General features: G+C 56.9%; 17 protein-coding genes. 7 read left to right on the forward strand and 10 right to left on the reverse strand.

Going from position 1 to position 22,159, the window contains the following annotated elements; all coding sequences use genetic code 11:
• The first annotated feature begins 217 nt into the window (after positions 1 to 217).
• A complete protein-coding gene (locus HX884_RS07615) occupies positions 218 to 2,059 on the forward strand; it encodes a glycoside hydrolase family 19 protein (protein ID WP_013097339.1) in 1,842 nt (613 codons plus the stop codon).
• Positions 2,060 to 2,155: 96 nt separating this feature from the next.
• On the opposite strand, the gene HX884_RS07620 is transcribed toward HX884_RS07615, so the two are convergent.
• The 4 genes from HX884_RS07620 to poxB all read right to left on the reverse strand — a co-directional run bounded on the left by HX884_RS07620 (position 2,156) and on the right by poxB (position 7,467).
• Entirely contained in the window at positions 2,156 to 3,169 is a 1,014-nt protein-coding gene (locus HX884_RS07620; RefSeq protein WP_178327924.1) for an NAD(P)-dependent oxidoreductase, read from the reverse strand.
• Between the two features lie 92 nt (positions 3,170 to 3,261).
• The gene (locus tag HX884_RS07625) at positions 3,262 to 4,698 is read right to left on the reverse strand and encodes an SDR family oxidoreductase (protein WP_178327925.1); all 1,437 of its coding nucleotides are present in this window, start codon (positions 4,696 to 4,698) and stop codon (positions 3,262 to 3,264) included.
• Between the two features lie 10 nt (positions 4,699 to 4,708).
• A complete protein-coding gene (ltaE, locus tag HX884_RS07630) occupies positions 4,709 to 5,710 on the reverse strand; it encodes a low-specificity L-threonine aldolase (RefSeq protein WP_178327926.1) in 1,002 nt (333 codons plus the stop codon).
• 38 nt (positions 5,711 to 5,748) lie between these two features.
• On the reverse strand, positions 5,749 to 7,467 hold the full coding sequence (poxB, locus tag HX884_RS07635) for a ubiquinone-dependent pyruvate dehydrogenase (protein ID WP_013097335.1): 1,719 nt from the start codon (positions 7,465 to 7,467) through the stop codon (positions 5,749 to 5,751).
• Between the two features lie 152 nt (positions 7,468 to 7,619).
• Here poxB and HX884_RS07640 point away from each other — a divergent pair, with 152 nt between their 5' ends.
• On the forward strand, positions 7,620 to 8,054 hold the full coding sequence (locus HX884_RS07640) for a DoxX family protein (RefSeq protein WP_029883004.1): 435 nt from the start codon (positions 7,620 to 7,622) through the stop codon (positions 8,052 to 8,054).
• 90 nt (positions 8,055 to 8,144) lie between these two features.
• Here the strand turns inward: HX884_RS07640 and hcr are convergent, their stop codons facing one another.
• From hcr to aqpZ, 4 genes are all read right to left on the reverse strand, one after another.
• Positions 8,145 to 9,113: an NADH oxidoreductase gene (gene hcr, locus HX884_RS07645; RefSeq protein ID WP_178327927.1), complete on the reverse strand. Its 969-nt coding sequence runs from the start codon at positions 9,111 to 9,113 to the stop codon at positions 8,145 to 8,147.
• 10 nt (positions 9,114 to 9,123) lie between these two features.
• Positions 9,124 to 10,776 (reverse strand): hydroxylamine reductase, encoded by a 1,653-nt coding sequence (hcp, locus tag HX884_RS07650; RefSeq protein WP_023622157.1) that lies wholly within the window; start codon positions 10,774 to 10,776, stop codon positions 9,124 to 9,126.
• Positions 10,777 to 10,920: 144 nt separating this feature from the next.
• A complete protein-coding gene (locus HX884_RS07655; protein ID WP_013097331.1) occupies positions 10,921 to 11,820 on the reverse strand; it encodes a lysine exporter LysO family protein in 900 nt (299 codons plus the stop codon).
• Positions 11,821 to 11,977: 157 nt separating this feature from the next.
• Positions 11,978 to 12,673 (reverse strand): aquaporin Z, encoded by a 696-nt coding sequence (aqpZ, locus tag HX884_RS07660; protein ID WP_013097330.1) that lies wholly within the window; start codon positions 12,671 to 12,673, stop codon positions 11,978 to 11,980.
• A gap of 371 nt (positions 12,674 to 13,044) precedes the next feature.
• Between aqpZ and HX884_RS07665 the strand changes: the two genes are divergently transcribed.
• Positions 13,045 to 14,703, forward strand: coding sequence for an ATP-dependent endonuclease (locus HX884_RS07665; protein ID WP_178327928.1), 1,659 nt, complete (start codon positions 13,045 to 13,047; stop codon positions 14,701 to 14,703).
• Here HX884_RS07665 and HX884_RS07670 read toward each other — a convergent pair.
• Entirely contained in the window at positions 14,700 to 15,656 is a 957-nt protein-coding gene (locus HX884_RS07670; RefSeq protein ID WP_013097328.1) for a VirK/YbjX family protein, read from the reverse strand. The two genes, HX884_RS07665 and HX884_RS07670, sit on opposite strands and share 4 nt — an antisense overlap.
• 159 nt (positions 15,657 to 15,815) lie before the next feature.
• Here HX884_RS07670 and macA point away from each other — a divergent pair, with 159 nt between their 5' ends.
• A complete protein-coding gene (macA, locus tag HX884_RS07675; protein ID WP_023622163.1) occupies positions 15,816 to 16,931 on the forward strand; it encodes a macrolide transporter subunit MacA in 1,116 nt (371 codons plus the stop codon).
• Positions 16,928 to 18,868, forward strand: coding sequence for a macrolide ABC transporter ATP-binding protein/permease MacB (gene macB / locus HX884_RS07680; RefSeq protein WP_178327929.1), 1,941 nt, complete (start codon positions 16,928 to 16,930; stop codon positions 18,866 to 18,868). The genes macA and macB overlap by 4 nt, the downstream gene beginning before the upstream one ends.
• Positions 18,869 to 18,938: 70 nt before the next feature.
• Here macB and cspD read toward each other — a convergent pair whose 3' ends face one another.
• A complete protein-coding gene (cspD, locus tag HX884_RS07685) occupies positions 18,939 to 19,160 on the reverse strand; it encodes a cold shock-like protein CspD (RefSeq protein WP_008499993.1) in 222 nt (73 codons plus the stop codon).
• 267 nt (positions 19,161 to 19,427) lie between these two features.
• Here cspD and clpS point away from each other — a divergent pair, with 267 nt between their 5' ends.
• Together clpS and clpA are read left to right on the forward strand one after the other, a co-directional pair.
• Positions 19,428 to 19,748, forward strand: a complete 321-nt coding sequence (gene clpS / locus HX884_RS07690) for an ATP-dependent Clp protease adapter ClpS (protein ID WP_006174393.1) — start codon at positions 19,428 to 19,430, stop codon at positions 19,746 to 19,748.
• Between the two features lie 27 nt (positions 19,749 to 19,775).
• Positions 19,776 to 22,055, forward strand: a complete 2,280-nt coding sequence (gene clpA / locus HX884_RS07695; RefSeq protein WP_023622164.1) for an ATP-dependent Clp protease ATP-binding subunit ClpA — start codon at positions 19,776 to 19,778, stop codon at positions 22,053 to 22,055.
• Positions 22,056 to 22,159 lie beyond the last annotated feature (104 nt).

Below are 22,159 nucleotides of genomic sequence, written 5' to 3' on the forward strand. Positions count from 1 at the left end.
TAATCAGCGAGTCAGCTTGGGAAGAAATGACCTGCTTATTCGCACCTTCCTTAGCCGCCCGCGACAGAACCAACTGGTGAGTTTTTTGTTTTTTGAAGAGTACCCCCCCCGTATTCTTCAGAAAATGAAAAGCAGCTGTCTGAAGTTTATTTATTAACGGATTAATAAATGAATTTAGATTTATTTAACTTTATCGAAATTAACAGGAATAACCGAGATGAATAAAAGGACATTACTGAGCGTGCTTATTGCCGGTGCCTGCGTAGCGCCGGTGATTGCTCAGGCCACCATGCTGAAGGCGGAAAGCAGTGTGCCTTACACCATGAAAGCCAGCGATCTGGCTAAAAAGGAAAAAGAGCTCACCGATTTCCCACTGATGAAATCCGTGAAGGATACCATCCGTACGCTGGACAACGCTCAGGTCGAGCAGATTGAGCCAGGCCGTGCAGCCAACCCGGTAAACGTGAAACGCGTTGAAGGGATCCTTAAAGAGAGCGACTGGGAATACCTGTTCCCGCTGCGCGCGAAGGATTACAGCTACAGTAACTTCCTGAAAGCCGTGGGTAAATTCCCGGCGCTGTGTGATACCTACAACGATGGCCGCGACAGCGAAGCTATCTGCCGTAAAGAGCTGGCAACCATGTTTGCTCACTTCGCACAGGAAACCGGCGGCCACGAAAGCTGGCGTCCGGAGCCGGAATGGCGTCAGGCACTGGTCTATGTGCGCGAGATGGGCTGGAGCGAAGGCCAGAAGGGCGGCTATAACGGGGAGTGTAACCCGGACGTCTGGCAGGGTCAGACCTGGCCGTGCGGTAAAGACAAAGATGGCGACTTCCTGAGCTACTTTGGCCGCGGCGCTAAGCAGTTGTCCTACAACTACAACTACGGTCCCTTCTCTGAAGCAATGTACGGCGATGTCCGCACGCTGCTCGACAAACCTGAGCTGGTGGCCGATACCTGGCTGAACCTGGCGAGCGCCATCTTCTTCTTCGCCTATCCACAGCCGCCAAAACCAAGCATGCTTCAGGTTATCGACGGCACCTGGCAGCCGAACGACCACGATAAAGCCAATGGTCTTGTCCCTGGCTTCGGCGTGACCACCCAGATCATCAACGGCGGCGTAGAGTGCGGTGGCCCGACTGAAATTGCTCAGTCTCAGAACCGTATCAAATACTACAAAGAGTTCGCTAACTACCTGAAAGTCCCTGTACCGGCTGACGAAGTGCTTGGCTGTGCCAACATGAAGCAGTTCGATGAAGGTGGCGCAGGCGCCCTGAAGATCTACTGGGAACAGGACTGGGGATGGAGCGCGGATACCCCAGATGGCAAGACCTACGCTTGCCAGCTGGTGGGTTACCAGACGCCATTCAGCGCGTTCAAAGACGGCGACTACACCAAGTGTGTACAGAAGTTCTTTAACGTGAACATCGTTAACGACGACGGTTCCGCGGTCGTGCCGGATGAAACACCGGCTCCTGCTCCAGCCCCGTCTGAAGATGAGACGCCAGCGCCGACACCAACACCGGATGAAACCCCGGCACCTGTGCCAGACGACATCCCGGCGGTGGTAAACCATGCGCCTGTAGCGCAGATTGCCGGTCCGATCGGTGCGGTTGAAGCCGGTGCGCAGGTCTCCCTGAGCGCAGAAGGCTCTACCGACGAAGATGGCAACAAGCTGACCTACACCTGGCGTTCCCAGGACGGCCAGACCGTTACCGGCGACGATAAAGCGGTGGTGACCTTCAACGCGCCTGAAGCCGCGACGGCGCAGCAGTATGAAATCAGCCTGACCGTCAGCGACGGCGAGCTGAGCAGCACCACCACATATCTGCTGAACGTAAAAGCCAAAGCAGCCACCCCGTCTCAGGACGAAGGCACTTCCGGCTCTTACCCGGCGTGGAGCGCGAACAGCAAGTACAGCGCAGGCGATATCGTGAACAACCACGGTAAACTGTTCCAGTGCAAACCGTTCCCGTACAGCGGCTGGTGTAACAACGCACCAATGTACTATGAACCAGGCGCAGGTCTGGCATGGTCTGAGGCCTGGACGGCTCTGTAAAAGCAAAACGGCAACCTTCGGGTTGCCGTTTTAGTCTTTACTCCCTCTCCCTGTGGGAGAGGGCCGGGGTGAGGGCATCAGGCCGCACCCAATTAACTACCGATGCAACTTCCCATGGTCCCGCAGCCACGCCGCGGTGCGCACAATCCCTTCATCCAGCGTCACAATCGGCTTATACCCCAGCTCATTCTCCGCGCGCGAAATATCCAGCGTGAAATCAAAATTCAGCTTCGACACGCCGTAATGCGTCAGCGCAGGCTCTTTGGCGGTTTTGCTGCCAAAACGCTCCATGCTGCGGGCAATCATATCCAGCATGGGATAAGGCACCGAGCGAATGCGGCAGTCGATGTGCAGCTCGTCGATCAGGCGCTGCACAATGGTGCGAAGGCGGCAGGGTTCGCCGTTGGTGATGTTATACGCGCGACCGGACGCCAGTTTATCGCTGTCCGGCTGGCTCGCCAGCCACATGGCGTACACGGCATTTTCGTAATAAGTCATGTCCACCAGCGCATCACCGCCGCGCGGCAGCAGCACGCTGCCGTAGTGGTGCATCATCTGCGCCAGGCGCGGAATAAACACTTTATCGTGCGGTCCGAAAAGACTTTGCGGACGCAGGATCGTAAAGCGCGTATGCGGGTTCGACTGCGCCAGCAGGTCGATCACCTCTTCGCTGGCCGCCTTGCTGCGGGCAAACTCACAGGCAAAACGGGCCGGACGGAACGTTTCCTGGATATCCCGGTGGTGGTGGTAGTCGAAGTAGAGCGACGGAGAGGAGATATGAATAAAGTTACGCACGCCCCAGGCAACGGCCCACTCGCCCAGACGGCGCGTGGCGCGCACGTTGGCGAGATCGAAGGCTTCCTGGGTTCCCCACGGAGAGGTAAAACTGGAGCAGTGCCACAGGGTGTCGATTCCGGCGAGCATCACTTTCGCCTGAGAGGAGACCAGCTCCGTCAGGTCGGCATGGACAAACTCTGCGCCTATTTTTTGCAGCAGCTTACCCATCGCCTCGTTGCGACCGGTAGCCCTGACGCTAATGCCTTTGTTGCGCAGAAATTCGACCGCATTTCGGCCTAAGCCGCTGGTCGCCCCGGTAACCAGTACCTTCATAACAATCCACTGTGTTGAAAAGAATTTCGTGCGCATTCTTTCGTGAATTACGGCGGGTTGCAATGGGAAAGGTGAAAGAAAGCGAGTTTTATTTAGTTCTTTTCCGTTTTTTGTTCTGCCAGTTGCGCAATCCGTTTTGCCATCCCGCGGAAGATAAACAGATGTGCGGGGATCATCAGTAACCAGTAGAACAGACCGGGCATCCCATGTGGGTGCCACCAGGCGCGGACGTCCAGTTCACGGCAATCGCCTTTGTCTTTCAGCGTGAAGCAGAGCCGTCCCAGCCCTGGCGCTTTCATGCCGAACAGCAGCGCCAGCTGTTTTTCCGGTTCGACGATGATGACTTTCCAGCTGTCGACCGTATCACCCACTTTGAGGTACGGCTGCGCAGGGCGGCCTTTCGCCAGCCGGTGGCCCACCAGCAGATCCATCGCTCCGCGTGTCTGCCAGAGAATATTGCCGAAGAAATAACGCTCTTTGCCGCCGATCTGGTTCACCACCTCCCACAGCGATGCCAGGCTGGCCGAGGTTTTCACCGTGCAGCCCGCCTGTTTCGGGTAATAACCGTACTCCGGCCGCCAGCGGGCAAACGCCTGCGCGTCGTAGCCCCAGTCGCTGGAGTTCACCAGCTTCTCTTCTTCTTTCAGGGTATGGCGTACCGCGTCGTCAAAACGGATCAGCGTTTGCGGAATTAATGCGCGCAGTTCGCCATCGTCCGCCAGCAGATCGTGCTTCAGCCCCTGGATCAGCGCTTTCGCTGTCGTCGGCGGCACCGAGGTAATAACGTTTAAAAACCACACGGAGATCCAGCGGGTCGGGAAGGGAACGGGGATGAGCCAGCGTCGGCGGCCGCTGACGCGCATAAAATGCTCGAACTGTTCCTGATAGCTCAACACCTCCGGCCCCGCGGCCTCAAGCACGCGGTGCCGTTCGGCGGGATGGTCCAGCAGCGCCACCAGGTAATGCAGCAGGTTTTCCAGAGCAATCGGCGTGGTGCGCGACCGCACCCAGCGCGGTGGGGTGAGCACCGGCAGGTTGTAGACCATATCGCGCATCACTTCGAAGGCGGCAGAGCCCGCGCCGACGATGATCCCCGCCCGCAGTTCGGTGACGGGGATATCCGCGTTGCGCAAGGTGTCCGCGGTAAGCTGACGGGCGCGCAGGTGGTCGGACTGCTCATTTTCGGGCGCCTGGAGCGAGCTTAAAAAAATCACCTGCTTAACCGGCGTTTGCCGCAGGGCATCGCGGACGTTCAGGGCCACCTGACGTTCGTGGGCGATAAAATCGCCGCCTTCGCCCATGCTGTGCACCAGGTAGTACAGCGTGTCGACCCCTTCCAGCAGTGCGGGCAGCGACTCTGGCCAGTTAAGGTCGACGTTGTGGCAGGTGACGCCAGGCAGGTTTAGTTTTTGCAGGCGTTCCGTGTTGCGTGCCGCCGCCAGCACCTGATGTCCCTGCTGGCTTAACGCCGTGGTCAGATGCTGACCGATATACCCGCTGGCACCAAGCACCAGAATACGTTGCGGCACGTTCTGCTCCTTAACGCTGTAAAAACGCCTGCCAGTGTTTCACAACGTCCAACAGCTGCTCGCGGCTGACGTCGAGATGCATCACCAGACGCACAACAGGTGACGCGTTGATCAGTACGCCACGCACTTTCATGAACTCCCCAAGCGCAGCGGCGTGCTCATCACCCACGCGAACAAACAGCATGTTGGTGTCGTGTCGCATCACGTCGGCGCCAATTTCACGCAGTTGCCCGGCCATCCACGCGGCGTTGTCGTGATCGTCCTGCAGGCGTGCCACGTTGTTTTTAAGGGCATACAGACCCGCTGCGGCCAGAATACCGGCCTGGCGCATGCCGCCGCCGGTCATCTTGCGCCAGCGGTTGGCGCGTTTGATGTAGTCCGCATCGCCCACCAGCAGAGAACCCACGGGGGTGCCCAGCCCTTTTGAGAGGCAGATGGTGAACGAGTCACAATACTGCGTAATCTCGCTCAGCTCGCAGCCGTAGGCTACCACGGCGTTAAAGATTCGTGCGCCGTCCACGTGCAGGCCGAGCCTGCGCTCGCGGGTAAATTCCCACGCCGCTTTGAGGTACTCGCGCGGCAGGACTTTACCGTTGTGGGTGTTTTCAAGGCTGAGTAATTTGGTGCGGGCGAAGTGGATGTCGTCGGCTTTGATTTTTGCGGCGACTTTGTCGAGCGGGAGAGTGCCGTCCGGTGCGGCGTCGATCGGCTGCGGCTGAATGCTGCCGAGCACCGCCGCGCCGCCCGCTTCGTACAGGTAGTTATGCGCTCCCTGGCCGACGATGTACTCTTCACCGCGTTCGCAGTGGCTGAGCAGCGCCACCAGGTTGGCCTGCGTTCCGGTGGGCAGGAACAGGGCGGCCTCTTTACCGCTGAGTTCTGCGGCATAGCGCTGCAGTTCGTTAACCGTTGGATCGTCACCGTAGACGTCGTCCCCGACCGGGGCGGCCATCATCTCTTCGAGCATGGCGCGACTCGGACGGGTAACGGTATCACTGCGTAAATCAATCATTTCACATCCCTTTATTTTAAGAGGTCATGCGAAATGTTTTACCTGAGCCAGTTAGTTTTTGCCAGTTCGATCACTTCATCGCCGCGGCCGCTGATGATCGCCCGCAGCATGTAGAGGCTAAAGCCTTTGGCCTGCTCCAGCTTGATCTGCGGCGGGATGGCCAGCTCCTCTTTGGCGACCACCACATCCACCAGCACCGGGCCGTCGATGGAAAACGCCCGTTGCAGAGCTTCATCCACCTCGGAGGCTTTCTCCACGCGGATACCGGTTATGCCGCAGGCTTCGGCAATGCGGGCAAAGTTGGTGTCGTGCAGCTCGGTGCCGTCCGTCAGATAGCCCCCGGCCTTCATCTCCATCGCCACAAAGCCCAGCACGCTGTTATTGAAGACCACGATTTTCAGCGGCAACTTCATCTGCACCACCGACAGGAAATCGCCCATCAGCATGCTGAATCCGCCGTCACCGCACATCGCCACCACCTGACGCTCCGGGGCGGTGGCTTTGGCGCCCAGCGCCTGCGGCATGGCGTTGGCCATTGAGCCGTGGTTGAACGAGCCGAGCAGGCGGCGTTTGCCGTTCATCTTCAGGTAGCGTGCTGCCCAGACGGTTGGCGTGCCGACGTCGCAGGTAAAGATGGCATCGTCGTCCGCGAAGTGGCTGATCTGCTGCGCGAGATACTGCGGGTGGATCGCTTTGTCGCTCGGTTTGGCGAGTTCGTCCAGCCCCTTACGCGCATCGCGGTAATCGCTCAGGGCTTTGTCGAGGAATTTACGATCCGTTTTCTCTTCCAGCAGCGGCAGCAGGGCGGCAAGGGTAGATTTAATGTCGCCCACCAGCGCCATATCGACCTTGCTGTGTGCACCGATGCTGGCCGGGTTAATATCGATCTGAATGATTTTGGCATCCGTCGGGTAGAACGCGCGATAGGGGAACTGGGTACCGAGCAGGATCAGCGTGTCGGCATTCATCATGGTATGGAAGCCGGACGAAAAACCGATCAGCCCGGTCATGCCCACGTCGTAAGGGTTATCGTACTCAACGTGCTCTTTGCCGCGCAGGGCATGAACAATTGGGGCTTTTAGCTTACCTGCAAATTCAAGGAGTTCCTTATGCGCGCCAGCACAGCCGCTGCCGCACATCAGGGCGATATTGCTGGCGTAACGCAGCAGTTGCGCCAGTTTTTTCAGCTCCTCTTCAGCTGGGGTAACGACCGGCTGGGGGGCGTGATACCAGTGGGTGCTGGCCCCTTCGGGCGCAGCCTTGAGCGCCACATCCCCCGGGATCACGACCACAGAAACACCCCGGTTCAGCACCGCCTTGCGCATGGCTATCGCCAGAACCTGCGGGATCTGCTCCGGCGAGGACACCAGCTCGCAATAGTGGCTGCATTCACGGAACAGCTCCTGCGGATGCGTCTCCTGAAAATAGCCACTGCCGATTTCAGATGAGGGAATATGGGCGGCAATTGCCAGCACCGGCACGTGATTGCGGTGACAGTCGAACAGCCCGTTAATCAGGTGCAGGTTCCCTGGGCCACACGACCCGGCGCAGACGGCCAGCTCCCCGGTGAGCTGTGCTTCGGCCCCGGCGGCAAAGGCGGCGACCTCCTCATGACGGGTCGGCATCCATTCAATGGTTTTCATCTTGTTGAGGCTGTCGCTCAGCCCGTTCAGTGAATCGCCGGTTACGCCCCAGATACGTTTTACACCTGCCTGTTCAAGGGTCTTCGCTATGTATGCAGCCACGGTTTGTTTCATGGTTGTCCGTCTCCTTTTTGTGATATCGCTTTCAAGCTTAGAAGAAAGTCACTGTATTGCCTGCACAATACCCCTCATTTCAGGGTGGTTTTCACCGGCAATGATTCGGCATAATCTGGCGACAGATTGGGTGAAAACGGGAATCATTTCAGATGGTTAAATCATTGTTAATTGCTGTAAACGAAAAGCTAACGTGCGACGATCTCGGCAAACTCTTGTTACGACTTGCCGTCGGTGGGCTGATGTTGTTTCACGGATTACACAAGTTATTTGGCGGTGTGGGCTTCATCAGCGGCCTGCTGGTGGAAAAAGGGCTGCCGGGGTTTATTGCGTACGGCGTATTGATTGGCGAAGTGGTGGCACCGATCCTGATCATTGTCGGCCTCTTTACGCGCCCGGCGGCGCTGGTACTGGCGTTTACCATGATTGTGGCATGGCTGATGGTGGGCACGGGCAAAACCTTTGCACTCGATGCCGTCGGTGCGTGGGCCATTGAGAGCCTGGTGTACTTCTTTATCGGCTCGCTGGCGGTGGCGTTTTTAGGGGCAGGGCGGTACGCGGTAGGGAAAGGTCCTGCGTGGCGATAGGGTTGTTGTAGGTCGGGTAAACGTAGTGCCACCCGACAAAAAGCCCGGTGGCGCTGACGCTTACCGGGCCTACGATCGAACATTTAACGTTTATGCAAGGACCAGGTCCCCCTGCGGATGACATGAGCACGCCAGCACATAACCCTCGGCAATTTCTGCATCGGTCAGCGTCATGGTGCTGGTCACGCTGTACTCCCCGGAGACTACCTTCGTTTTACAGCAACCGCATACGCCCGCACGGCAGGCAGCTACCACCGGCACCTTATTGCTTTCCAGCGCTTCCAGTAGCGTGGTGCCCACGCGGCCAAAGAAGGTTTGTGCCGGTTGCAGTTTGGTGAACTGAATCCCGCTGGTTGCCGCCTCCGCCACCGGCGTGAAGAACTGCTCTTTGAAGAAGCGGGTTACGCCCAGGGCTTTCGCTTCCTGTTCCACAATCTCCATATACGGTGCCGGGCCGCAGGTCATCACGGTACGGTTCGCTATATCGGGCACGCTTTGCAGCAGCTCGCGGCTCAGACGTCCCTCGACAAAACCGTGCGTCGCGTTGTGCTCTGCCACCAGCGTCACCGGGTAGTTGCGCCACTCATCGGCAAAGATCACATCGTCCGGCGAGCGCACGCTGTAGATCACCTGCACGTCGGCCTGCGGGGGGTTTTTGGCCAGCCAGCGACGCATTGACATGATCGGCGTGACGCCACAGCCCGCGGCCAGCAGCAGGAATTTATCTTCGCTTTTGTCGTCACAGGTAAATTCCCCCTGAGCGTCAGACAGCCAGATGTAATCCCCGCGCTTGACGTCACGCGTGAGCCACTGCGAGCCTGCACCGTCATCGATGCGGCGGATAGTGAGCGTAATGTATTCGCTCACGCCCGGCGTCGAGGAGATCGTATAGGCGCGCAATGTGTCCGCGGAGTTGCGGACGCTGACCAGCGCATACTGACCGGCACGGTACGGGTAGTAGTCATGGCACAGCAGCGACAGCGTCCACACATCCGGCGTCTCCTGCTGGATGTGGTGAACCTGCATCCGCCACGGACATTGTGAGGTTGGCATGGTCATGAAATACTCCTTACGCGCTCAGCAGTTGCTGCATATCTTCTTCTACGGTGGTCACGGAACGTAGACCGAATTTCTCGTTCAGCACGGCCAGCAGGTCCGGCGTCAGGAAGCCTGGCGCGGTTGGGCCGGTGACGATATTGGTTACGCCCAGAGAGAGCAGGGTCAGCAGGATCACAATCGCTTTCTGCTCGAACCAGGAGAGCACCAGCGACAGCGGCAAATCGTTCACGCCGCAGCCCAGTTTCTCCGCCAGCGTGACCGCCAGAATGATGGCTGAATAGGCATCGTTACACTGACCAGCATCCACCAGACGCGGCAGCCCTTCAATGTTACCGAAGTCCAGCTTGTTGAAACGGTATTTACCGCAGGCCAGCGTCAGGATCAGGCAATCTTCCGGCACGCGGGTGGCGAAATCGGTGAAGTAGTTACGCTCACCGCGCGCGCCGTCACAGCCGCCAATCAGGAAGATGTGGCGCAGTTTTTCACGGCTGACGAGGTCAATCAGCGAATCTGCGGCGCCGAGCAGCGTTTCGCGGCCAAAGCCAACGGTGATGAGGTGCGGAATTTCGCTGTACGGGAAGCCTGCCATCTGCTGCGCCTGGGCGATCACCGGACCGAAATCGTCACCTTCAAGGTGGCTCACGCCCGGCCAGCCGACGATGCTGCGGGTCCAGATGCGGTCATCATACGCGCCTACGGTCGGGTCGATGATGCAGTTAGAGGTCATCACAATTGGGCCCGGGAAGCGGGCGAACTCAACCTGCTGATTCTGCCAGCCGCTGCCGTAGTTCCCGATCAGATGTTTGAATTTACGCAGTTCCGGGTAGCCGTGTGCGGGCAGCATTTCGCCGTGGGTATAGACGTTAACGCCGGTGCCTTCGGTCTGCTTCAGCAGGTTGTAGAGATCTTTCAGGTCGTGGCCGGAGATGAGAATACATTTGCCTTCGGTCGCTTTTACATTGACCTGCGTTGGCGTTGGATGACCGTAGGTGCTGGTTTCACCGGCATCCAGAATGCTCATCACTTTGAAGTTCATCTGGCCGATTTCCATAGAGCACTCAAGCAGCGCATTCATATCGGCAGGCCAGGTGCCCAGCCACGCCATGATTTTGTGGTACTGCGCGTAGATGTCGTTATCGTACTGGCCAAGCACGTGCGCGTGCTCCATATAGGCTGCGGCACCTTTCAGGCCGTACAGGCACAGCAGGCGCAGGCCGAGAATGTTCTCGCCAATCGCCGCTTTGTCTTTGTTCGGGGTAAATTCTGCGGCCTGACGCTGTAATTCGCCCAGGTCGTCACTCACCAGCTGCAGTTCTGACATCGGGTTGTCCACGCGGGCGCTGGCATCGGCATTCAGGCACTGCGCTTTCAGCGCTTCGCGCAGGGCAATCGCTTCACGGGCGTACCCGACAATGCGCGGCGAATCAAAGTTAACGTTAGTCAGCGTGGAGAAAAAGGCGCGCGGCGCAAAGCTGTCTACGTAGTGGTCGACAATACCGTACTCGCGGGCTTTGAATGCCCAGGCGGAAAGTCCCTGCAGGGCAGCAATCAGCAGATCCTGCAGGTCTGATGTTTCTGCGGTTTTACCGCACATACCCTGCGCGTAAGAACAGCCATTGCCTGCCGGGGTACGGATAGTTTGTTCACATTGCACACAAAACATAATCACACCTGTTAAAGTTATATTTGATATACATGTTTAAGGTTATGCCTATGTCCGGACGGTGAAAAGGGCTTTTTCTGACAAAATAGAGGGAGATTGATTTAGCGCAATTTTGGCGGCAGGAACCCTACCGCCAGAGAGGTATCAGGCGGAGAAAAAGGCCATCAGAACAGGCACCAGCAGGCTCAGAATAAAGCCGTGCACGATGGCGGCGGGCACCATTTCCAGCCCGCCAGAGCGTTGTAATACCGGCAGGGTAAAGTCCATCGACGTCGCCCCGCTCAGACCCAGCGCGGTAGAGCGGCTGCGGCGAACCAGACCCGGGATCAGCATGATGGCGATTAACTCCCGCGCCAGGTCGTTAAAGAAGGCGGCGCTGCCAATAACAGGGCCAAACGACTCGGTTAGCAGAATACCGGAGAGGGAATACCAGCCAAATCCGGAGGCCATGGCCAGGCCGGTTTTGAGCGGCAGGTCGAGAATCAAGGCGTTAATGACGCCTGCTACCATTGAACTGGCGACCACAATAACGGCAACAATCATTCCCCGACGATTCAGGACAATCTGTTTCAGGGTCATGCCATTATTGCGTAGCTGGATACCAATAAGGAACAGCAGGAAGATCAGGGTATATTCGCTGGCTTCGGTGGCGTGCTGCAAAAAAGGCCATCCGGTGAGTCCAAGGACAAAACCGAGCACCACGACGCCGCACAGTTTTAATGATTCCAGCGCCATCGCAATTCGGGAAGGCAGTTTTTCCTGATGGTGATGGTTTTTCCACGGAATAGTGCGTTCAAGCCAGAATAAGGCGGCGATATTGCAGAGCAAAATAACCACAACTGTGACCGCAGAATAATGCAGGATGGAAAGCAGATTGGTCGCCAGGTTATCCAGAAAGGCCAGGCTAATCCCCATAAAGAACAGAATGACGTAAACAATCCAGCTGAGAAAACGGTTGATAAGCCGTAATGCCGATGCCTGATGCAGCGGGATAAGATAGCCCACAATCAGGGGCAGCAGAATAATGAGGAGTCCTGAGAACATGAACAACCGGTCCTTGTGAGTAGCTGTTGAGCGCCAGAGACACTACCCAATAAAGGCTGTTCAGTAAAGCGGCAAAAGAAAGCCGGGTGGCGGCTGCGCCTTACCCGGCCTGTTGCCCTCACACTGGCCCTCTCCCACAGGGAGAGGGAGGGAAAGATTAATCGCGTTTTTCCAGCAGGGTGCGATACAGCACGCCGCCCAGAATACCGCCGACGATCGGCATTACCCAGAACAGCCACAGCTGCTCAAGTGCCCAACCGCCCTGGAAGATGGCGACGGCGGTGCTGCGCGCCGGGTTCACCGAGGTGTTGGTCACCGGAATGGAAATCAGGTGAATAAGCGTCAGTGCCAGACCAATGGCGATAGGCGCGAAGCCCGCAGGGGCGTATTTGTCGGTCGCGCCGTGGATCACCAGCAGGAAGCCGGCGGTCAGCACAATTTCAATCACAATGGCAGAGAGCATAGAGTAGCCGCCAGGCGAGTGCTCACCGAAGCCGTTGGAAGCAAAACCGCTGGCTGCGGCGTCAAAGCCGGCTTTACCGCTGGCAATCACGTACAGCACCGCGGCAGCAATAATACCGCCCACAACCTGAGCGACAATATAACCAATGACCTCTTTAGCCGGGAAGCGACCACCAGCCCATAAACCTAATGTCACGGCCGGGTTAAAATGACCACCGGAAATATGTCCCACGGCGAAGGCCATGGTTAATACCGTTAAACCAAATGCCAGCGCGACGCCGACAAAACCAATGCCGAGTTCCGGAAATGCTGCTGCCAGAACGGCACTACCGCAGCCACCAAACACCAGCCAGAATGTACCAAAGCATTCTGCTGCTAATTTTCTGAACATAACCACCTCAATTAACTACCGCACGCTTTCCCGCGCGCGGGATATATCGCCATAAAGGGATGACGACTCAAAGAGCCATTATTTTAGAAACCAACAACACCCCTTCGCCACTTAAATAAATTCGGATAATTTGATTTAAGGCAATGTGATGTCAATCCTTGTTCAAACTGGAGGTGAATAGATCATAGTCCAATTTGCGGGCGATAGTTTGTGGTGCTATTGAGACTATTTCAAATGAAACCTTGCACGTAAATTCTGAATTTTTCGTGCTGAGACAAAATAATCAGGAGGCCTGACAGTGTTCTGCGCGGCATCCTCCCGCTATACTGCTGATAACTTAAAGGAAAAAGTGATCATTTCTCGGGGGATGTATGCTTCTCGAACGTGTGGAAATTGTCGGGTTTCGCGGTATAAACCGTCTGTCACTCCAGCTGGAGCAGAATAACGTCCTCATCGGCGAGAACGCCTGGGGTAAGTCCAGCCTGCTGGACGCGCTGACGCTGCTGCTTTCGCCCGAGGGCGATTTGTATCACTTCGTTCATGATGATTTCTGGTTTCCGCCCGGCGATGTCAACGGCCGCGAGAAGCATCTCCATATCATTCTGACGTTCCGCGAATCCGAGCCGGGGCGTCACCGGGTGCGTCGCTTCCGCCCGATGTCACCGTGCTGGGTTCAGAGCGACGATGGCTTCCACCGTATTTTTTATCGTCTGGAAGGCGAGATGTCAGAGAATGAAGGAGTGCTGACCCTGCGTGAATTTCTCGACCAGAAAGGCAACCCCATCCCGCTGGACAATATCGACGAGCTGGCCCGGCATCTGATTCGTTTGATGCCGGTGCTACGCTTGCGCGATGCGCGTTTTATGCGGCGTATCCGTAACGGTACCGTGCCGCATATGCCGGAAGTAGAAGTCACCGCCCGCGAGCTTGATTTCCTGGCACGCGAGCTGGTTTCGCGTCCGCAAAATCTCACCGATGGGCAAATCCGCCAGGGGCTCTCTGCCATGGTGCAACTGCTGGAGCACTATTTTTCCGAGCAGGGAACCTCGCAGTCGCGCCATCGTCTGATGCGCCGTCGATCCCATGATGAGCAACGAAGCTGGCGCTATCTCGATATCATTAACCGGATGATCGACCGGCCCGGCGGACGCACTCATCGGGTGATTTTGCTGGGGCTGTTTTCCACCCTTCTGCAGGCCAAGGGAACCGTCCGTCTGGATCGCGATGCGCGTCCGCTGCTGCTGGTGGAAGATCCGGAAACACGTCTGCACCCCATCATGCTCTCCGTTGCCTGGCACCTGCTGAATCTGCTGCCGCTTCAGCGCATTACCACCACCAATTCCGGCGAGTTGTTGTCGCTGACGCCGGTCGAGTATGTTTGCCGCCTGGTGCGTGAATCATCGCGCGTTTCTGCTTACCGGCTGGGGCCGGGAGGGATGAATGCCGAGGATGGTCGCCGTATTGCGTTTCATATCCGCTTTAATCGCGCCTCGTCGCTTTTTGCCCGCTGCTGGCTTCTGGTGGAGGGGGAAACCGAGACCTGGGTCATCAACGAGCTGGCGCGCCAGTGCGGCCACCATTTTGATGCGGAGGGGATTAAGGTCATCGAGTTTGCGCAGTCAGGGTTAAAGCCGCTGATCAAATTCGCCCGGCGGATGGGCATAGAATGGCATGTGCTGGTCGACGGCGATGAGGCAGGTAAAAAATACGCATCCACCGTGCGCAGCCTGTTGAACGATGAGCGAGAAGAAGAGCGGGATCATTTAACCATACTGCCCGCCATGGACATGGAGCACTTTATGTACCGCCAGGGGTTCGATGACGTGTTCCACAGGATAGCGATGGTGCCGGTCGATGTGCCGATGAACATGCGGCGCGTGATCGCCAAAGCGATCCACCGCTCTTCAAAACCGGATTTAGCCATTGAAGTGGCAACAGAAGCAGGGCGGAGAGGGATCGAATCGGTGCCTACGCTGCTACGTAAAATGTTCTCCCGCGTCCTGTGGCTGGCACGCGGGAAAGCCGATTAACGCCGGGTTGCCTGGGTGACCTGCTCCGTCAGGCTATCCAGCAGCTCATAGCGGCGGCGATATTCCGCGCGTTTTTTACTGGCAATCTCTTCCATGGACTTACGCGGCATGGCAAGCGGCAGTTCAAAGTTACCGTTATCCTGTTTGTGTCCGCCGAGGGAGATCCAGAAGCTGTCGTAATCCGCCAGCAGTTTCCCCTCTTTTTTCTTGCGATATCGCCAGCTGCGATAGATGTGGGTGGCATTACTCACCGCCACAATCTGCTCCACCGGGAAGGCGCTGCCAAGCGTCATGACAGCTTCAACCAGCAGACGTTTCGGGAAAAGGCCATGGCACGCCTTGGTTGCCTTCTGGATCAGCTCATGCGGAACGTGGGCTTTCGCCCCCTGCAGGCCGCCGATAAAGAGTGTGCTTTTGCCTTCAAACGGGCACAGCGTAAACGTTATTTCCGCCAGCACGGTATCCTGATGGTCACTGAAAAAGAGGGTAGCTTCTCCCTCTTTATCCAGGAACGCATCGGCGCACAACCGAACGGTAAACTGCTGTTCATCCTTACCGGTTAAGGTCAGGAGCGTCACGCCCTGCTTAGAAAGATAGCCTTTGAGCAGCGCGGCCGGCAGGTGGTCACTCATGGTCTGGTAGTGCCAGTTCAGGGCTTCCAGCGCATGCGGGCGATCCATATTCACGGTCAGCCAAGGGCGATGCAGGCGACAGGGCAGGCCAGGCTGGACCTGCAGCATTTGCATCAAACGGGGCTGCTTTGCCAGGCTTGAGAGCAGACGTGCGGTGCTGAGCGGCGTTGCCAGCGTGCGAAGCGCAAACTTACGTCGATAGGCGGGATTTTGCCATGCCAGGCCCGGCGTAATGGCGCCAGTGACCAGACTTTTAAACAGCTGCCAGCCGGATTTAGGCTGCGACAGAGTGGAATACGGTGTATCGACGATGGAAGACATGTGAGATCCTGCTTCTTATGGAATGGCGTTATTTCAGCAGGCCCTTTGTCAACGTTGTGTCAACAAATCCAGGCATTTCCTGAATTCAGGGGTTTCGTTGAGGAGTGGTTTAGATAGAATCGACGTTGATGTAAGCCAGAATAATTATTTGGAATATTTATGAACCTTAAGGGAAAACGCAGAAAGTGGTTTCTGCTGCTGGCGATAGTGGTGATAGCGGCCGGATACTGGTTATGGCAAGTGCTCAACGCGCCGGTTCCGCAGTATCAAACGCTGATCGTCCGTCCGGGTGAATTGCAGCAAAACGTGCTGGCGACCGGCAAACTTGATGCGCTGCGCAAGGTTGACGTGGGCGCACAGGTTAGCGGGCAGTTAAAAACGCTGTCCGTTGAGATTGGCGATAAGGTGAAAAAGGGGCAACTGCTCGGCGTTATCGACCCGGAACAGGCTGAAAACCAGATCCGGGAAGTGGAAGCCACGCTGATGGAGCTGCGCGCGCAGCGTGCGCAGGCGCTGGCGGAACGTAATCTTGCCCAGGTGACCCTGACGCGTCAGCAGGCGCTGGCCAAAACGCAGGCGATCTCGAAACAGGATCTCGACACGGCCGCCACCGAACTGGCGGTGAAACAGGCGCAGATTGGCACCATTGACGCGCAAATCAAGCGCAATCAGGCCTCGCTGGATACGGCGAAAACCAACCTCGATTATACGAAGATTGTGGCGCCCATGGCCGGGGAAGTGACCCAGATCACCACGCTTCAGGGTCAGACGGTGATTGCCGCCCAACAGGCGCCGAACATTCTGACGCTGGCGGACATGAGCACTATGCTGGTGAAAGCGCAGGTTTCCGAGGCGGATGTTATCCATCTTAAGCCGGGGCAGAACGCCTGGTTCACCGTACTGGGCGATCCGCAGACGCGCTATGAAGGCGTGCTGAAGGACATTCTGCCTACGCCGGAAAAAGTGAACGATGCGATCTTCTACTATGCCCGTTTTGAAGTCCCCAACCCGCAGGGCGTGCTGCGTCTGGATATGACCGCGCAGGTCCATATTCAGCTGACCGGCGTCAAAAACGTGCTAACCGTTCCGCTCTCTGCGCTGGGGGAATCCGCCGGGGATAACCGTTATAAGGTGAAGGTGCTACGCAACGGCGAAACGCGCGAGCGTGAAGTGGTGATTGGCGCACGCAACGATACCGACGTGGTGGTGGTGAAAGGGCTGGAAGAGGGTGACGAGGTGGTCACCAGCGAAACCCTGCCCGGAGCGGCGAAATGACGGCGTTGCTTGAGCTGACTGACATTCGTCGCAGCTATCCGTCGGGCGATGGTCCGGTGGAGGTGCTGAAGGGCATCTCCCTGCGCGTGGAAGCGGGCGAGATGGTGGCGATTGTCGGCGCGTCGGGGTCCGGTAAATCGACGCTGATGAACATTCTTGGCTGTCTGGATAAACCGACCAGCGGTACCTACCGCGTGGCCGGAACGGACGTTTCCACTCTGGACGGCGACGCGCTGGCAAAGCTGCGTCGTGAATACTTCGGCTTTATCTTTCAGCGTTACCATCTGCTCTCTCACCTGAGTGCGGCGCAGAACGTGGAGGTCCCGGCGGTCTATGCAGGCGTGGAGCGCAAGAAACGCCTTGCGCGCGCGCAGGCGCTGTTAACGCGTCTTGGCCTGGCGGAGCGGGTAGATTATCAGCCCTCGCAGCTTTCTGGCGGTCAGCAGCAGCGCGTGAGTATTGCCCGTGCGCTGATGAACGGCGGTCAGGTGATCCTGGCCGATGAACCCACCGGAGCGCTCGACAGCCATTCCGGTGAAGAGGTGATGGCGATCCTCCATCAGCTTCGCGATCAGGGGCACACGGTCATTATCGTGACTCACGATCCGCAGGTGGCGGCGCAGGCTGAACGCATTATCGAGATCCACGACGGCGAGCTGGTGAGCAACCCGCCGCCGCGTGCGTCCAGAGCGGCCGCGCCAAAAGAAGCCTTGCCTGCTGCAACCGGCTGGGGACAGTTTTCCAGCGGCTTTCGCGAGGCGCTGACCATGGCCTGGCTGGCGATGGCGGCCAATAAAATGCGCACCCTGCTGACCATGCTTGGGATCATCATCGGTATTGCATCGGTGGTGTCGATTGTGGTGGTGGGCGATGCAGCCAAACAGCTGGTGCTGGCGGATATCCGCGCTATCGGGACCAACACCATTGACGTCTATCCCGGGAAAGACTTTGGTGATGACGAACCGCAGTATCAGCAGGCGTTGAAATACGACGACCTGGCGGCCATTCAGAAACAGCCGTGGGTCAATTCGGCGACGCCTGCCGTGTCGCAAAACCTTCGCCTGCGCGTGGGTAACGTGGACGTTGCCGCCAGCGCGAATGGCGTCAGCGGAGATTATTTTAATGTCTACGGCATGACCTTCAGCGAAGGGGCGACCTTCAACGCCGAACAGCTGGCGGGCAGGGCGCAGGTGGTGGTACTGGACGCGAACTCGCGCAGACAGCTCTTTCCCAATAAAACCAACGTCGTGGGCGAAGTGATCCTTGTAGGGAACATGCCAGCCACCGTGATTGGCGTGGCGGAAGAGAAGCAGTCCATGTTTGGCAGCAGCAAGATCCTGCGGGTCTGGCTACCGTACAGCACCATTTCCGGGCGGATTATGGGGCAGTCGTGGCTGAACTCCATCACCGTGCGCGTGAAGGAGGGCTATGACAGCGCGCTGGCCGAACAGCAGCTTGAGCGGCTGTTAACCCTGCGTCACGGGAAGAAGGATTTCTTCACCTGGAATATGGACGGCCTCTTGAAAACGGCGGAAAAGACCACACGTACTCTTCAGCTGTTCCTCACGCTGGTGGCGGTGATTTCGCTGGTCGTTGGCGGTATCGGGGTGATGAATATCATGCTGGTCTCGGTGACGGAACGTACCCGGGAAATTGGTATTCGCATGGCGGTTGGGGCCAGAGCCAGCGACGTGCTGCAGCAATTTTTGATTGAAGCGGTGCTGGTGTGTCTGGTGGGCGGCGCCATGGGGATTGCGCTGTCGATGATGATCGCCTTTGCCCTGCAGATTTTCTTACCCGGCTGGGAGATTGGGTTTTCACCGGTGGCCATTCTTACCGCATTTTTATGCTCGACCTTTACCGGCATCTTGTTTGGCTGGCTGCCGGCCCGCAACGCGGCGCGGCTGGATCCGGTGGATGCGCTGGCTCGGGAATAACCCGAAAATAAAAATGCCAGCCGATCGGGCTGGCATTTTGACTGCGGGATGTACACAATAAAACAGAGAGCTAAGCAACCGTTTCTGCTTCAATCGGTACGATAAGGCTTGCGTGATTGCCTTTGGGTCCCTGATGTACATCGAACCGGACGGACTGCCCGGCTTTGAGCGTTCTGTAACCATCCATCTGAATGGTGGAATAGTGAGCGAATATATCCTCGCCGCCGCCTTCGGGGCAGATGAAGCCAAACCCTTTGGCGTTGTTGAACCACTTAACAGTACCCATTTCCATGCTTCGACATCCTTCGTAAATCTTATAAGTTAAGATGGAATGAACCGGTGGTGGAGTGGGGGCTGTTCAAAACCTCGCCATCTCACGCTTGTACAATTTAGAGAATCGAAAGACATCGTCAAGCGTTTGGCGCTGGAGATGGGACAATAATCAACCAAAGTTTGAAGCAGTTAACGCTATTGCAACAGTTTGTGACAGACATCGCGGATGACAGTAATAGATGATTGTTATCTAACATCTGAGGTAGATTCAAAGTGGTTATGCAAAATGGGTAAGACCAACGACTGGCTGGATTTTGACCAGCTGGCGGAAGACAAAGTGCGTGACGCGCTAAAACCGCCATCTATGTATAAAGTTATGTTAATGAACGATGATTACACGCCGATGGAATTTGTTATTGACGTGCTACAAAAGTTCTTTTCTTATGATGTAGAACGTGCAACGCAACTGATGCTTACCGTTCATTATCGTGGCAAAGCTATCTGCGGCATCTTTACCGCCGAGGTGGCAGAAACCAAAGTGGCGATGGTGAACGACTATGCGAGGGAGAACGAGCATCCGTTGCTGTGTACGCTGGAAAAGGCCTGATAAGGCATAAAATTGGGGGAGGTGCCTATGCTCAATCAAGAACTGGAACTCAGTTTAAATATGGCTTTCGCCAGAGCGCGTGAGCACCGACATGAGTTTATGACCGTCGAGCATTTACTGCTCGCACTGCTTAGCAACCCATCTGCCCGCGAAGCGCTGGAAGCCTGCTCCGTGGATCTGGTGGCGCTACGTCAGGAACTCGAAGCCTTCATCGAACAAACGACACCGGTGCTGCCAGCCAGTGAAGAAGAGCGCGACACACAGCCGACGCTCAGCTTCCAGCGTGTGCTGCAGCGCGCGGTATTCCACGTCCAGTCTTCCGGACGTAGCGAAGTGACGGGCGCAAATGTCCTGGTCGCCATCTTCAGCGAGCAGGAGTCGCAGGCGGCCTACCTGCTGCGCAAACATGAAGTCAGCCGACTTGATGTGGTTAACTTTATTTCCCACGGCACGCGCAAAGACGAGCCTAACCAGGCATCGGATCCCAGCAATCAGGTCAATAACAATGAAGAGCAAGCAGGCGGGGAGGATCGTATGGAAAACTTCACCACCAACCTTAATCAGCTTGCTCGCGTTGGCGGTATCGACCCGCTGATTGGTCGCGATAAAGAGCTGGAGCGCGCGATTCAGGTGCTGTGCCGTCGCCGCAAAAATAACCCGCTGCTGGTGGGGGAATCGGGCGTGGGTAAAACCGCGATTGCCGAAGGTCTCGCCTGGCGCATTGTGCAGGGCGACGTACCGGAAGTGATTGCCGATTGCACCATCTACTCGTTGGATATCGGCTCTTTGCTGGCGGGCACCAAATACCGTGGTGATTTTGAAAAACGCTTCAAGGCGCTGTTAAAACAGCTGGAGCAGGATACCAACAGCATCCTGTTTATCGATGAAATTCATACCATCATCGGTGCGGGTGCCGCTTCGGGTGGGCAGGTGGACGCCGCTAACCTGATCAAACCGCTGCTCTCCAGCGGCAAGATCCGGGTGATTGGCTCGACCACATACCAGGAGTTCAGCAATATCTTCGAGAAGGATCGTGCCCTGGCGCGTCGCTTCCAGAAAATCGATGTCACTGAACCGTCCGTCGAGGAAACGGTGCAGATCATCAACGGCCTGAAACCGAAGTATGAAGCGCACCATGACGTGCGTTACACCGCGAAAGCGGTGCGTGCGGCGGTGGAGCTGGCGGTGAAATACATCAACGATCGTCATCTGCCAGATAAGGCGATTGACGTGATTGACGAGGCAGGGGCGCGTGCGCGTCTGATGCCAGCCAGCAAGCGTAAGAAAACCGTCAACGTGGCGGATATTGAGTCCGTAGTGGCTCGTATCGCGCGCATTCCTGAGAAGAGCGTTTCTCAGAGCGATCGCGACACGCTGCGTACCCTTGGTAATCGTCTGAAGATGCTGGTCTTTGGTCAGGATAAAGCCATTGAGGCCTTAACCGAAGCGATCAAGATGGCCCGTGCCGGACTGGGGCATGAGCATAAGCCTGTCGGTTCGTTCCTGTTCGCCGGTCCAACCGGTGTCGGGAAAACCGAAGTAACGGTGCAGCTCTCCAAAGCGCTGGGCATTGAACTGCTGCGCTTTGATATGTCCGAGTATATGGAGCGTCACACCGTCAGCCGCTTGATTGGTGCGCCTCCGGGATACGTGGGCTTTGACCAGGGCGGTCTGCTCACCGACGCGGTGATCAAGCATCCACATGCGGTACTGCTGCTCGATGAAATCGAGAAAGCGCACCCGGACGTGTTCAACATCCTGCTGCAGGTGATGGACAACGGGACGCTGACCGACAACAACGGGCGCAAGGCGGACTTCCGTAACGTGGTGCTGGTGATGACCACCAACGCCGGGGTACGTGAAACCGAGCGTAAATCCATCGGCCTGATCCACCAGGATAACAGCACCGATGCGATGGAAGAGATCAAGAAGATCTTTACGCCGGAGTTCCGCAACCGTCTGGACAACATTATCTGGTTCGATCACCTGTCTACCGAGGTGATCCATCAGGTGGTAGACAAGTTCATCGTCGAACTGCAGGTTCAGCTTGATCAGAAAGGCGTGTCGCTGGAAGTGAGCCAGGAGGCCCGCAACTGGCTGGCTGAGAAAGGCTACGACCGTGCGATGGGTGCCCGTCCGATGGCGCGTGTGATTCAGGACAACCTGAAGAAACCGCTGGCGAACGAACTGCTGTTTGGCTCGCTGGTGGATGGCGGCCAGGTGACGGTGGCACTGGATCAGGCGAAGAATGAACTGACGTACGATTTCCAGAGTGCGGCGAAGCACAAGCCGGAAGCGGCTCACTGAGTGTAATATGTGTGTTAAAAACCGGGCATCAGCCCGGTTTTTTTATGCCTGCTTTTCTCCCTCTCCCAATGGGAGAGGGCTGGGGTGAGGGCAACAGCCCGCAG

The organism is Enterobacter sp. SECR19-1250 (assembly GCF_013391025.1).
Classification (GTDB): domain Bacteria; phylum Pseudomonadota; class Gammaproteobacteria; order Enterobacterales; family Enterobacteriaceae; genus Enterobacter; species Enterobacter cloacae.